Source organism: Pseudomonas sp. ACM7, assembly GCF_004136015.1.
Lineage (GTDB): Bacteria > Pseudomonadota > Gammaproteobacteria > Pseudomonadales > Pseudomonadaceae > Aquipseudomonas > Aquipseudomonas frigoris.
In genome coordinates this window covers 2043830-2056290 of record NZ_CP024866.1, presented here as the reverse complement: position 1 = coordinate 2056290, position 12461 = coordinate 2043830, and the positions used below count along the sequence as shown (strand labels likewise).

Below are 12461 nucleotides of genomic sequence, written 5' to 3'. Positions count from 1 at the left end.
TGCGTCGTCTGGCGACATGCGTCGTCTGGCGACAATGGAAGCGGCCCTCAACGAGGGCACGTAACTTGATGCGCCTGGGGCTTAGCGAAGCTCGCGCCTGCAAATCAGCCTTCAATGGCCGAGGCCCATGGTGGAGCTCAGGCGCATCTCATATGAATCAGGCGCTGCCGAAGAAACTATGGGGTCAGCTTGGGTTAGTTTCGGTACTGGATACGATAAACCGGCTTAGCCGCATAGCTTGAACCGCCGTATACGGATCCGTACGTACGGTGGTGTGAGAGGACGGCGGCTGTAAAGCCGCCTCCTACTCGATCTGTCAGAAACCGCGCCGGATGCGGTTCTTGAGTTGGTCGTGGAACAGGTCTGCATTTCCTTTGTAGATGCCGCGAACCGACTCACTGATCGATTCCAGTCCTATCGAGCGTTTGGTTAGTACCTCTTCACGATAAGCATCAATGAAAAAATTGATGTCCGTATCGCCGCTCAGTTTCGGCCATTTGTCGAGGTACAACGGTAAAGCGCTGGGGCCAACCTGGTACGAGCAGATGCGGCGATTGCTGATGGTCGCTTCTCCGATTTCGAACGGCACCCACCAGGATTGTGCGGTGTTCTCCGAAATCACTGCGAGCAAGTGCGTACATGCGGTGATGTTGCGGGTGATGACCCCGGTGATGTCGTCAGTGGTCTGTGATTCCGGATCCAGCACGTCGAAGTAGGTCTTGATGTTGGCCTGAATCAGACGGGTGCTGATGGCGATGGCATGGGGCCGATCGCTATGGCGGTAGCTGATGAATACGGGCATCAGAAATGTCCTTTGAGGGCGAGTTCGCGGTAATAGGCGCCGAGCGCTGTGAGGCGACAACCGGTGGAGTTGATGGCGGCGTAGTACATGTGTTCGGCATCCACCGGTTCGATCAGGCTGTGGCGGTTGCACTTTTGCAGTTGGGAGAAGACTTCGCCGTGCTCCGGGTCGAACGTGGCTTCGGTAGGTTCGTAGCTGGGGTCGAGCGCGAACATTGATTCGGCTTCGGCGAACCAGTCGGGCAGTTTGCGCAGAATCTCTTTGTGGATCAGCGGCGAGACTTCTCGCAATGAAATGAACTGCGACACATTGGTCTTGAACACCGGGCGCTGTTCCCACGCGTCGAGAGCGTTGTCGACAAATGAATAGAGGCTGCCGGGGGTAATCTTTCCCAATATGTTCGCGGCTCCGCCGTGCAATGCTTGCAGCAACAGCCCAGTGAAGACGCCGTGGTTGGCGCCTTCCATCGCCGGCTCTTCCTTTTTGCACGCGGTGAGGATGGTCATGCCCTCGCACACCATGCTGCTTTCGCTGCGTAGCGCCCGCACTTCGCCCGCCGAGCCCGCCTGGCAGCAGTCGAGAATAATCACCTTGTTTTTGATCTTCACGGCTTTGGTCGCCCAATTCAGGATGTCGCTGATGCGAATTCCATCCTTGGCGGATTTGTAGTCCTGAGGGATCAGCATGCCTTCGTCCGTATCGACGTCGAAGTTGCCGTGACCAGCGAAGTACAGCAGAGCAACGCTGCAATCGCCTGAAAACAAATCCTGGATATGCCCTTCAAGCTTTTCACGGCTTAGATAATCTTCGGCGGAGGTCAGGACCAGGTTCTTGAAATTCGGATCGCCATTGGCGTCGGTTTTCAGCACCGAAGCCATGGCCATTGCGTCGTTGTTGCAACCACTCAATTGCGAAACATGGCTGTAGTTATTAATGCCGATGAACAGTCCCTTGCGCATGGTTCAACCCGCCGCGTGAGTGCGAATGGCACTGATGATGCTGTTGGTGTTCCACGCACACTCCGCGTGCGCCGCCCGGCGTACCACCGTGGAAATCCGCTCCGCACCAAACGGCTTGACCGCAATAATCACCTTGTTCATGCGCTTGGCGATCTCGATTTCCTTGTTGATCCACTTGCTGTAGGTCGAATACATCCCCGCCATGATCAGCACTGCCGAGCAGAGCCGAATCTTGTTTTCGATGGCTTCTTCAAGTTGTTTGTCTGTTTTCGCGCCGATGATCGGGTTGTCCGGCGGGACCGAAAAATTCTTGAACGTGAAGTCGGGCTTCGCGTTAAGCAGGCGGACCAGATTGTCGTGGGCGTCTGAGTAGTTCCACGAGTGGCTGATGAACAAATGATAGGTTTGCATGGGTGTCCCTCGGTATCGCTAATGTGCGGAGAGGGCTTGAATGTATGCAGTTGACGGGCTGAAACAAGGGCTTCACGGTTAAAGAGAAATGCCCTTCAAACAGGCGTGCGAGTGCCTTACAGTAATGTCTGACGTTTAAATTGGTGGGTTGTTTTGTAGGTTGTTACAAGCGGCCAGCCGTCCCATCAATGTCGGGGCGGCTGGCACGTCTGTTTAATAGCTGGTCTCCGGCAAACTCGCAATGATCGAGCGATAGCTATTCATCCGTTGCTGCTGCACGCGACCCTCTTCCAGCGCCTTGAGCAGGGCGCAACCCGGCTCGCGGTCGTGCTTGCAGTCGCGGAAGCGGCAGGTGCCGATCAGGTCGTTGAACTCGATGAAGCCGGCTTCGACGTCGGCACGGCTGACGTGGCCCAGGCCGAATTCGCGGATACCCGGGGAGTCGATCAACTCACCGCCACCGGGGAAGTGGAACAACCGCGCGGTCGTGGTGGTGTGAGTGCCCTGGCCGGACAGCTCGGACAGCGGGCCGACACGGGCTTCGACTTCAGGCAACAGGCTGTTGACCAGCGAAGACTTGCCGACGCCGGACTGGCCGACGAACACGCTGATGCGCCCGTCCAGCTGTTCTTGCAGTTGCTCCATGCCATTGCCGTGATGCGCCGAGACTTCCAGCACCGGGTAACCCAGCGTGCGGTAAACCGCCAGCAGGGCATTCAACGCCGGGGCGTTCTGCTCGTCGATCAGGTCGAACTTGTTGAGCAACAGCAGCGGACGAATCCCCGCGTGCTCAGCAGCGACCAGATAACGGTCGATCAAGTTGGCGTGAGGCTCGGGCAGCGGCGCGAAGACGATGACGATCATGTCGACGTTAGCCGCGACAGGCTTGAGCTGACCACGGCTGTCCGGACGGCAGAGTTCGGTTTTACGCGGCAGTTGCGCCACGATCACGCCGATACCCTGGTTGCCGGCACGCCAGACGACCTGATCGCCGGTCACCAGCGCCGGTAGGTTGGCGCGCAAGTGGCAACGGAATACCTGGCCAGCCAGCTCGCCATCGAGGGCTTCGACTTCGACCTGCACACCGAAGTGCGCGATCACCAGGCCCGTCTGTTCCGGACCCAGATCGCCACCCTCAAGTGCCTCGACAGCCGAGGACTCGCGTTTGGCGGCGCGGGCAGCGCGTTCGCCTTGAATCTTTTCGATGCGCCAGTTTTGACGACGATTGAGTTGGCGTTTGGCCATGGGTGTTCCGTATCAAGAATGCAGCGATTAGGTAAAACGGCCGCGAGTTTAGCACGCCCGGCCACCGGCCTAGGCTAAACTGCGCAGCATTGCCTAGGAGCCGACACATGCAAAACCCGCAGAATCTGATCTGGATCGACCTGGAAATGACCGGTCTGAACCCTGATACCGACGTCATCATCGAGATGGCCACCATCGTCACGGACAGTGACCTGAACACCTTGGCCGAAGGTCCGGTGATCGCCATCCACCACAGCGACGAAATTCTCGCCGGCATGGACGAGTGGAATACCCGTCAACACGGCGGCTCCGGGCTGACCCAGCGCGTTCGCGACAGCCGCATCAGCATGGCCGAAGCCGAAGCCGAAACCATCGCCTTCCTGGAAAAATGGGTGCCGAAGGGCAAGTCGCCGATCTGTGGCAACAGCATCTGCCAGGATCGTCGCTTCCTTTATACCCACATGAAATCCCTGGAAAGCTTCTTCCACTACCGCAACCTTGACGTCTCGACCCTTAAAGAGTTGGCCGCACGCTGGGCGCCGGACGTGCGCGACAGCTTCAAAAAGGGCAGCACTCACCTGGCCCTGGATGACATCCGCGAATCGATCGCCGAGCTGCAGCACTACCGCAAGCATTTCATCAAGTTCTGATCCGGCAACCCGATCCCTGTAGCTGTCGAGTGAAACGAGGCTGCGATCTTTTGATTTTGCTTTTAAAACAAGATCAAAAGATCGCAGCCTCGTTTCACTCGACAGCTCCTACAGGGGGCGCGTAACGGCTGCCCTCTTTTGGGGCCTCAGTGAAGTGAGTAGACTGCGCGCCTTCTTGCAAGGACCGCCACCATGTTGCTGATGCTTTACCTGATCGCCATTACCGCCGAAGCCATGACCGGTGCCCTGTCTGCCGGCCGTCGCGGAATGGACTGGTTTGGCGTGGTGCTGATTGCCTGCATCACGGCTTTGGGTGGGGGTTCGGTGCGTGACGTGCTGCTCGGTCACTACCCACTGACGTGGGTCAAACACCCGGAATACCTGGTGCTGACCTCGGTGGCAGCGATGTTCACAGTGTTCGCTGCGCGCTGGATGCGCCACCTGCGCTCGCTGTTTCTGGTGCTCGACGCCGTGGGCCTGGTGGCGTTCACCCTGATCGGCTGCATGACCGCGCTGGAAATGGGCCACGGCATGCTCGTAGCGTCCGTCAGCGGTGTGATCACCGGGGTTTTCGGCGGCATCCTGCGCGACATCTTCTGCAACGACATCCCGCTGATCTTCCGCCGCGAACTCTACGCCAGCGTCTCGTTCGCTGCGGCGTGGTGCTACATGCTCTGCATCTACCTGCAATTGCCGGGTGAACAGGCGATTCTCATCACCTTGTTTGGCGGCTTCCTGCTGCGGTTACTGGCGATCCGGTTTCATTGGGAAATGCCGAAGTTCGTTTATAACGACGAAGCCTGACACCACCGGATCTCTTGTAGGAGCTGTCGAGTGAAACGAGGCTGCGATCTTTTGAATTGGTTTTTAAGAAGCAAAAATCAAAAGATCGCAGCCTCGTTTCACTCGACAGCTCCTACACAAGTCCGTGTTGCTTCAACGCCCACTCGACATGCTCACGCACCAGCTCTGACGGATAGTCCCGACGCGCCTTCAGCGCTTCCAGCACCGGAATGCTTGATGGCGCGTTCCCAAGGCCCACCGCCAGGTTTCGCAGCCAACGCTCGTAACCCGCTCGGCGTAACGGCGAACCTTCGGTGCTGCTGAGAAACTTGTCCTCGTCCCACATGAACAGCTCGGCCAACTCCGCGTTATCCAGATTGTGCCGTGGCTTGAAGTCGCTTTCCCCGGACGGACGGGCGAAGCGGTTCCATGGGCAGACAATCTGGCAGTCATCGCAACCGAACACTCGATTGCCGATCAATGGCCGCAAATCTTCCGGGATCGCGCTTTTCAATTCGATGGTCAGGTAGGAAATGCAGCGTCGGGCGTCTAGTACATAAGGGCCGACGAAGGCGTTGGTTGGGCAGATGTCGAGGCACGCCGTGCAGCGGCCGCAATGTTCTGTAGCGTGAGGTGGGTCGACGGGCAGCGGCAGGTCGACGAACAGTTCGCTGAGAAAGAAGTAACTGCCGGCCTTGCGATTCAAGACCAGGGTATTTTTGCCGATCCAGCCAAGACCGGCCTGTTCCGCGATGGCTTTTTCCAGTACCGGCGCGCTGTCGACGAAGGCGCGGAAACCAAACGGGCCGATCTCGGCCTGAATTTTATCGGCCAGTTGTTGCACGCGTTTACGGATCAATTTGTGGTAATCGCGGCCCAAGGCATAGCGCGAGACGTAGGCTTTTTCCGGTTGTGCCAGACGTTTGGCCATTTCGGTGTCGCCCGGCAGGTAGTCCATGCGTAGGGAAACGACCCGAAGCGTGCCGGGCACCAGCTCTTCCGGGTGTGAGCGTTTGCTGCCGTGGGCGCCCATGTAGTCCATTTCGCCGTGGTAGCCGGCCGCGAGCCAGCGCTCCAGGTGCTGCTCATGCTCGGCCAGGTCGAGGCCGCTGATGCCAACTTGCTGAAAGCCCAGCTCGCGGCCCCAGTCCTTGATGGATTGGGCGAGGGCGGGCAGGTCTGTGGTAATTGCGGGCATGAGACGAGAGAAACCGGAGCTGAGGTGCGTATAATTCTGCCAGACATCGGAGCCCGAAGACGCATGCCGCACACTAAAGATGATTTACCCGACGCGCTGTATAGCGCCGCGCAAGTGCGAGCCCTCGATGCGAGCCTGATTGCGGCCGGCACGCCGGGCTTCGAATTGATGCAGCGCGCGGCGCGGGCGACCTGGCGTGCGCTGGTCCGTCATTGGCCGTCGGCGAATGAATTGAGTGTCGTGGCCGGCCACGGCAATAACGCCGGCGACGGTTATCTGGTGGCCGTGCTGGCCCGACGTGCGGGCTGGCATGTGCGGGTGCTGGCGGCCGGTGATCCCAAGCGTTTACAAGCTGATGCGGCATTGGCCCATGCCGAGGCCGTGTCCGAAGGTGTCGCGGTTCAAGCCTGGAACGAACAGTCCGAGTTGCGCGGTATCGTACTGGACGCCTTGCTCGGCACTGGTTTGACGGGAGAGGTGCGAGAGCCCTACGCGGGCGTCATTGCAGCGATCAACGGCAGCGGGCTGCCGGTTGCGGCGGTGGATATCCCTTCGGGGTTGTGCGCTGATACCGGCCGAATACTCGGCGCTGCGGTGCGGGCTGACCTGACGGTGACGTTCATCGGCCTGAAACTGGGTCTGTTCACCGGCGATGCTGCAGACGTGGTCGGCGAGTTGGTGTTCAACGATCTGCAAGCCTCCCCCGAGTCGTTTGACGGAGTCGCCATCAGCGCACGTCGCCTAACGGCCAGTTCCTTGCCGCGTCTGGCGGGCCGGGCTCCAACTTCCCATAAAGGCAAATTCGGCCACGTCCTGCTGATTGGCGGTGATCGCGGCTTTGGCGGCGCCATCCTGCTGAGCGCGCAAAGTGCCCTGCGTAGCGGTGCGGGCATGGTGTCCGTGGCGACGCGCAGTGAGCATGTTCCGGCCGCCCTGGCGAGAATCCCCGAAGCCATGGTGTTGGGCACTTCGTCGGCCAATCAACTGATGGAACTGCTGCAAAAGGTTTCCGTGCTGGTGGTCGGCCCAGGCTTAGGTCAGGCTTCCTGGGGCCGCAGCCTTTTGTCGGCGGCTGCCAACGCGCCGCTGCCGCAAGTCTGGGACGCCGACGCATTGAATCTGCTGGCCACAGAGCACATGAGCTTGCCCAAGGATTGTGTGATCACTCCGCATCCGGGCGAAGCGGCGCGCTTGTTGGGGATGAGCACTGCCGAAGTGCAGGCCGATCGTCCTGCGGCGGCTCACGAATTGAGCAAAAAATATACAGCTGTCGTGGTGCTGAAAGGCGCCGGCAGCCTGATCGCCAGCCCCGATGGGCGCCTGGCGTTGTGTCATCAGGGCCATCCGGCCATGGCCACCGCCGGTTTGGGTGATGTGCTGGCCGGTCTGGTCGGCGCGTTGCTGGCGCAAGGCATGGAGGCGTTCGACGCCGCCTGCCTGGCCGTCTGGCTGCACGCCAATGCCGGTGCGCAAGAAGGTAAATCGGGCCGTGGGCTGGCGGCCAGTGATCTGATTCCAGCCATTCGTCAGTTGTTGGAGGAGCAAGCACCGTGTCTGAAGTAACCCTGTACCTGGCTGATGAAGAGGCGATGACCGCATTTGGCGCACGCATCGCACAAACCACCGAAGGGCACGGTCTGATTTTTCTCGAGGGAGATCTGGGCGCGGGGAAAACCACGCTGTCCCGGGGCATCATCAGAGGGCTGGGGCATAAAGGGTCGGTAAAAAGCCCTACGTTTACCTTGGTCGAACCCTACGAGATTGGTGACATCCGGGCCTTCCATTTCGACCTCTATCGCCTGGTCGACCCTGAGGAGCTGGAGTACCTCGGCATCCGCGACTACTTCGAAGACGACGCGTTGTGCCTGATCGAGTGGCCCGAAAAGGGTGCAGGCTTTTTGCCAAAGCCCGACCTGACCATTACCATTAGCCCGCAAGATGGCGGGCGTTCGCTGAAAATTTTGTCCCAGGGCTCGCGTGGCGAGTTGTGGTGTGCCGCTTTGGCATTGGAAACCAATTAAATGATGGGGTTAGGTATGCGCTTTCGCGCGATGGTAGCTGCCGTAGGATTGTTGTTTTTGGCGGTGACCGTCGACGCTGTGGCCGAGACAAAGGTCAACAGCGTTCGCCTGTGGCGGGCTCCGGACAACACACGACTGGTGTTCGACCTGAGCGGTCCTGTCCAGCACAGTGTCTTTACCCTGACCGCCCCGGATCGGCTGGTCATCGACATCAATGGCGCGTCACTGGGGGCGCCGCTGAACGTCAACAGCTCGAACACTCCGATCACCGCCATGCGCTCGGCTCAACGTACGCCGACCGATCTGCGGGTAGTCATCGACCTGAAAAAAGCCGTGACGCCGAAAAGTTTTACACTGGCGCCAAACGCCCAGTACGGCAATCGTCTGGTGGTCGACTTGTTCGATAGCGCCGCCGACGCCGCGCCAATTCCGGCGCCGACCAACGTCGCGACAGTAGCCCCGGTACCGGTCACGCCGGTGGAGCCCGCGGTGAAGCTGCCGCCAGCCCCGGCCGGCAAGCGCGACATCGTTGTGGTCATCGATGCCGGCCACGGCGGCGAAGACCCGGGTGCCTCCGGCTCTCGCGGTCAGCGTGAAAAAGACGTGGTACTGGCCATCGCACGCGAACTGCAGCGTCAGGTCAACGGCATGAAAGGCTTCCGCGCCGAACTGACCCGCACCGGCGACTACTTTATTCCGCTGCGTGGCCGTACTGAAATCGCCCGCAAGAAAGGCGCCGACCTGTTCGTCTCGATCCATGCCGACGCCGCGCCGTCTGCGGCAGCCTTCGGTGCGTCGGTGTTCGCTTTGTCCGATCGCGGCGCCACCTCGGAAACCGCCCGGTGGCTGGCCGACAGCGAAAACCGTTCCGACTTGATCGGTGGTGCTGGCAGCGTCAGCCTCGACGACAAAGACCGCATGCTGGCCGGCGTGTTGCTCGACCTGTCGATGACCGCTTCCCTGACTTCGAGTCTGGATGTTGGCCAAAAGGTCTTGAGCAACATCAGCCGGGTCACGCCGTTGCACAAACAGCGGGTGGAGCAGGCCGGGTTCATGGTGCTGAAATCGCCGGACATTCCATCGATCCTGGTGGAAACAGGCTTTATCTCCAATGCCAATGAAGCGTCCAAGTTGTCCGGGGCGAGCCACCAGCAGGCCCTTGCGCGTTCCATCAGCGCCGGTGTGCGCCAGTTCTTCCAACAGAACCCGCCACCGGGCACTTACATTGCCTGGCTGCGTGATTCCGGCAAGATTGCCCAAGGCCCGCGTGACCACCGGGTAAGCCCGGGCGAAACGCTGGCGATGATTGCCGTGCGTTATCAGGTGTCCCCGGCCACCCTGCGCAGCGCCAACAACTTGCAGAGTGACGAGCTGAAAATCGGTCAGACCCTGACCATTCCCGGCACTGAACTGGCGGCCAAAGAATGAACCAGGTGTTGACCAACACGGCTCGCATCGAGCTGCTCAGCCCGCGACTGGCGAACCAGATTGCCGCCGGTGAGGTGGTTGAGCGCCCGGCTTCGGTGATCAAGGAGCTGCTGGAAAACAGCCTCGACTCCGGTGCCAAGCGCATCGATGTCGATGTGGAGCAGGGCGGCGTCAAGCTGCTGCGGGTGCGCGACGATGGCAGCGGCATTTCTGCCGATGACCTGCCGCTGGCTTTGGCGCGTCACGCCACCAGCAAGATCCGCAATCTGGAAGACCTCGAGCAGGTCATGAGCCTCGGGTTTCGCGGTGAGGCCCTGGCATCCATCAGCTCCGTGGCGCGTCTGACCCTCACCTCTCGCACTAAAGAGGCCGATCAGGCCTGGCAGGTTGAAACCGAAGGCCGGGACATGGCGCCTCGCGTGCAGCCGGCGGCCCATCCGGTGGGCACTTCGGTGGAAGTGCGCGACCTGTTCTTCAACACCCCGGCGCGACGCAAATTTCTCAAAACCGAAAAAACCGAATTCGATCACCTGCAAGAAGTGATCAAGCGTCTGGCGTTGGCGCGCTTCGACGTGGCGTTCCATTTGCGCCACAACGGCAAAACCATCCTCAGCCTGCATGAAGCCCATGATGACGCGGCCCGTGCCCGGCGTGTGACGGCGATTTGCGGTTCGGGTTTCCTCGAGCAGGCGCTACCGATCGAGATCGAGCGCAATGGCTTGCATTTGTGGGGCTGGGTCGGCTTGCCGACGTTCAACCGCAGCCAGGCAGACTTGCAGTATTTCTTTGTGAATGGCCGAGCGGTACGCGACAAACTGGTGGCCCACGCGGTGCGCCAGGCCTATCGCGACGTGCTGTTCAATGGTCGGCACCCGACGTTCGTGCTGTTTTTCGAAGTCGATCCGGCCGGCGTTGACGTCAACGTGCACCCGACCAAGCACGAAGTGCGCTTCCGTGACGGGCGCATGGTTCACGATTTCCTCTATGGCACCCTGCACCGCGCCTTGGGCGATGTGCGGCCGGAAGACCATCTGGCCGCGCCTGTCGCGACGGCCATCGTTCGACCCACCGGCATTGATGCTGGCGAGTTCGGTCCTCAGGGCGAAATGCGTCTGGCGGCCAATGCCTTGCTGGAGCAGCCTCAGGCCCAGCCGTCGTTCAGTACGCCGACCGGCTCGGGCGCTGGTGCCGGTTATCAATATCAGTACTCTCCGCGGCCTCAATCGGGTGTGCCTGTGGCTGAAGCTCAGGCTGCCTACCGGGAGTTCTTTGCGCCGTTGCCAGAAGCGAATGCTGTCGCACTTCCGGCCGGGCAGGACGATGTTCCGCCGCTGGGTTATGCACTGGCGCAGCTCAAAGGCATCTACATTCTTTCGGAAAACGCCCAGGGCCTGGTGCTGGTGGACATGCATGCCGCTCACGAGCGGATCATGTACGAACGCCTGAAAATCGCCATGGCCAGCGAAGGCCTGAGCGGTCAGCCGCTGCTGGTGCCGGAGTCCCTGGCGGTCAGTCAGCGTGAAGCCGATTGCGCCGAAGAACACGTCGCGTGGTTCCAGCGTCTGGGCTTTGAATTGCAGCGTCTGGGCCCGGAATCCCTGGCCATCCGGCAGATCCCGGCCTTGCTCAAGCAAGCTGAAGCCAATCGATTGGTCAGTGACGTTCTGGCGGACTTGATGGAATACGGCACCAGCGACCGGATTCAGGCGCACCTGAACGAATTGCTCGGCACCATGGCCTGCCACGGCGCGATTCGTGCGAATCGGCGTCTGGCCCTGCCGGAAATGAACGGTCTGCTGCGGGATATGGAAAACACCGAACGCAGCGGTCAATGCAACCATGGCCGACCGACCTGGACCCAACTGGGCCTGGACGATCTGGACAAACTGTTCTTGCGCGGTCGTTGATGAACCAGCTCCCTCCTGCGATTTTCCTGATGGGGCCGACCGCCGCCGGCAAGACCGACCTGGCCATCGAACTCACCAAAGTCTTGCCTTGCGAGCTGATCAGCGTCGATTCGGCGCTGGTCTACCGTGGTATGGATATCGGCACCGCCAAGCCTTCAAAAGAGCTTCTGACTGAGTTTCCACACCGGTTGATCGATATTCTCGACCCGGCAGAGAGCTATTCGGCCGCAGATTTCCGTCGTGATGCCCTCGAAGCCATGGCCGAGATTACCGCGCGGGGCAAAATTCCGCTGCTGGTGGGCGGCACAATGCTCTATTACAAGGCTTTGGTTGAAGGTCTGGCAGACATGCCAGCGGCAGATCCGGACGTCCGCGCACAGATCGAAGAAGAAGCTGCACGCCTTGGCTGGCAAGCCCTGCACGATCAACTGGCGGTCATTGATCTGGAATCCGCCGCGCGTATTCATCCGAACGATCCACAGCGACTCAGTCGAGCACTGGAAGTTTATCGCGTCAGCGGTCAGAGCATGACTGCACTAAGGTTGCGACAATCTGCGCAAAGTACTGAAGCAGCCGCCTCGGGACTGCAACAATTGCCCTATACTGTCGCGAACTTGGCCATTGCCCCGGCAAATCGCCAGGTATTGCACGAGCGAATTAAACAAAGATTCACGAATATGTTGGAACAGGGATTCATTGACGAGGTCGTAGCCCTGCGTAAGCGAAGTGACCTGCATGCCGGGTTGCCGTCTATACGTGCAGTAGGCTACCGACAAGTCTGGGACTACCTGGATGGCAAGCTGACGCAAGCCGAGATGCAGGAGCGTGGAATCATTGCCACGCGCCAATTGGCAAAGCGCCAGTTCACCTGGCTGCGCAGTTGGGCTGATTTACACTGGTTGGACAGCCTCGATTGCGACAATCTGCCGCGCGCCTTGAAATACCTTGGGACCATCTCCATATTGAGCTGAGTCCTTGCAATTGCCGTCTATCCTTGGGGGTGTGACGGCCCCAAGCTATTTGTTTACCTATTTTTTATATTGAATCCTTAAAGGAG

The 12461-nt window shown here is 59.9% G+C and carries 12 protein-coding genes and 1 pseudogene; 8 read left to right on the top strand and 5 right to left on the bottom strand.

Annotation, left to right across the window (positions count from 1 at the left end; translation table 11 throughout):
• Positions 1 to 242 (top strand): annotated as a pseudogene (locus CUN63_RS32115) (group II intron reverse transcriptase/maturase); the annotation flags it as partial.
• A 74-nt stretch (positions 243 to 316) separates the two neighbouring features.
• Here CUN63_RS32115 and CUN63_RS09725 read toward each other — a convergent pair.
• From CUN63_RS09725 to rsgA, 4 genes are all read right to left on the bottom strand, one after another.
• The gene (locus CUN63_RS09725) at positions 317 to 802 is read right to left on the bottom strand and encodes a toll/interleukin-1 receptor domain-containing protein (RefSeq protein WP_129438991.1); all 486 of its coding nucleotides are present in this window, start codon (positions 800 to 802) and stop codon (positions 317 to 319) included.
• A complete protein-coding gene (locus tag CUN63_RS09720; protein WP_129438989.1) occupies positions 802 to 1761 on the bottom strand; it encodes a caspase family protein in 960 nt (319 codons plus the stop codon). Before CUN63_RS09720 ends, CUN63_RS09725 begins: the two co-directional genes overlap by 1 nt.
• Before the next feature lie 3 nt (positions 1762 to 1764).
• Complete coding sequence (locus tag CUN63_RS09715) at positions 1765 to 2172, bottom strand: TIR domain-containing protein (RefSeq protein WP_123721499.1); 408 nt, start codon at positions 2170 to 2172, stop codon at positions 1765 to 1767.
• Positions 2173 to 2385: 213 nt separating this feature from the next.
• The gene (rsgA, locus tag CUN63_RS09710) at positions 2386 to 3417 is read right to left on the bottom strand and encodes a small ribosomal subunit biogenesis GTPase RsgA (RefSeq protein WP_046028394.1); all 1032 of its coding nucleotides are present in this window, start codon (positions 3415 to 3417) and stop codon (positions 2386 to 2388) included.
• A 107-nt stretch (positions 3418 to 3524) separates the two neighbouring features.
• Here rsgA and orn point away from each other — a divergent pair, with 107 nt between their 5' ends.
• Positions 3525 to 4067 carry an oligoribonuclease gene (orn, locus tag CUN63_RS09705; RefSeq protein ID WP_008035288.1) on the top strand — a complete coding sequence of 181 codons (543 nt, stop codon included), beginning with the start codon at positions 3525 to 3527 and terminating at the stop codon, positions 4065 to 4067.
• A 192-nt stretch (positions 4068 to 4259) separates the two neighbouring features.
• Positions 4260 to 4871: a trimeric intracellular cation channel family protein gene (locus tag CUN63_RS09700; RefSeq protein ID WP_129438987.1), complete on the top strand. Its 612-nt coding sequence runs from the start codon at positions 4260 to 4262 to the stop codon at positions 4869 to 4871.
• 112 nt (positions 4872 to 4983) lie between these two features.
• Here CUN63_RS09700 and queG read toward each other — a convergent pair whose 3' ends face one another.
• Complete coding sequence (gene queG / locus CUN63_RS09695) at positions 4984 to 6048, bottom strand: tRNA epoxyqueuosine(34) reductase QueG (protein ID WP_129438985.1); 1065 nt, start codon at positions 6046 to 6048, stop codon at positions 4984 to 4986.
• A 63-nt stretch (positions 6049 to 6111) separates the two neighbouring features.
• Between queG and CUN63_RS09690 the strand changes: the two genes are divergently transcribed.
• From CUN63_RS09690 to miaA, 5 genes are read left to right on the top strand one after another with little or no spacing between them, the layout of a single operon-like run.
• Positions 6112 to 7611: an NAD(P)H-hydrate dehydratase gene (locus CUN63_RS09690; RefSeq protein WP_129438983.1), complete on the top strand. Its 1500-nt coding sequence runs from the start codon at positions 6112 to 6114 to the stop codon at positions 7609 to 7611.
• Positions 7599 to 8069, top strand: a complete 471-nt coding sequence (tsaE, locus tag CUN63_RS09685) for a tRNA (adenosine(37)-N6)-threonylcarbamoyltransferase complex ATPase subunit type 1 TsaE (protein WP_129438981.1) — start codon at positions 7599 to 7601, stop codon at positions 8067 to 8069. The genes CUN63_RS09690 and tsaE overlap by 13 nt, the downstream gene beginning before the upstream one ends.
• Positions 8070 to 9497, top strand: coding sequence for an N-acetylmuramoyl-L-alanine amidase (locus CUN63_RS09680; RefSeq protein WP_129438979.1), 1428 nt, complete (start codon positions 8070 to 8072; stop codon positions 9495 to 9497). It abuts the gene before it with no gap.
• Positions 9494 to 11404: a DNA mismatch repair endonuclease MutL gene (gene mutL, locus CUN63_RS09675; protein ID WP_129438977.1), complete on the top strand. Its 1911-nt coding sequence runs from the start codon at positions 9494 to 9496 to the stop codon at positions 11402 to 11404. Before CUN63_RS09680 ends, mutL begins: the two co-directional genes overlap by 4 nt.
• Complete coding sequence (gene miaA / locus CUN63_RS09670; protein ID WP_129438976.1) at positions 11404 to 12375, top strand: tRNA (adenosine(37)-N6)-dimethylallyltransferase MiaA; 972 nt, start codon at positions 11404 to 11406, stop codon at positions 12373 to 12375. The genes mutL and miaA overlap by 1 nt, the downstream gene beginning before the upstream one ends.
• Positions 12376 to 12461: the final 86 nt, after the last annotated feature.

Bases quoted from the DNA above. Each gene is read 5' to 3' on its own strand.
- CUN63_RS09720 (WP_129438989.1), bottom strand. From the start codon at position 1,761: ATGCGCAAGGGACTGTTCATCGGCATTAATAACTACAGCCATGTTTCG.
- miaA (WP_129438976.1), top strand. From the start codon at position 11,404: ATGAACCAGCTCCCTCCTGCGATTTTCCTGATGGGGCCGACCGCCGCC.
- orn (WP_008035288.1), top strand. From the start codon at position 3,525: ATGCAAAACCCGCAGAATCTGATCTGGATCGACCTGGAAATGACCGGT.
- queG (WP_129438985.1), bottom strand. From the start codon at position 6,048: ATGCCCGCAATTACCACAGACCTGCCCGCCCTCGCCCAATCCATCAAG.
- CUN63_RS09680 (WP_129438979.1), top strand. From the start codon at position 8,070: ATGATGGGGTTAGGTATGCGCTTTCGCGCGATGGTAGCTGCCGTAGGA.
- CUN63_RS09725 (WP_129438991.1), bottom strand. From the start codon at position 802: ATGCCCGTATTCATCAGCTACCGCCATAGCGATCGGCCCCATGCCATC.
- CUN63_RS09690 (WP_129438983.1), top strand. From the start codon at position 6,112: ATGCCGCACACTAAAGATGATTTACCCGACGCGCTGTATAGCGCCGCG.
- CUN63_RS09715 (WP_123721499.1), bottom strand. From the start codon at position 2,172: ATGCAAACCTATCATTTGTTCATCAGCCACTCGTGGAACTACTCAGAC.
- rsgA (WP_046028394.1), bottom strand. From the start codon at position 3,417: ATGGCCAAACGCCAACTCAATCGTCGTCAAAACTGGCGCATCGAAAAG.
- CUN63_RS09700 (WP_129438987.1), top strand. From the start codon at position 4,260: ATGTTGCTGATGCTTTACCTGATCGCCATTACCGCCGAAGCCATGACC.
- mutL (WP_129438977.1), top strand. From the start codon at position 9,494: ATGAACCAGGTGTTGACCAACACGGCTCGCATCGAGCTGCTCAGCCCG.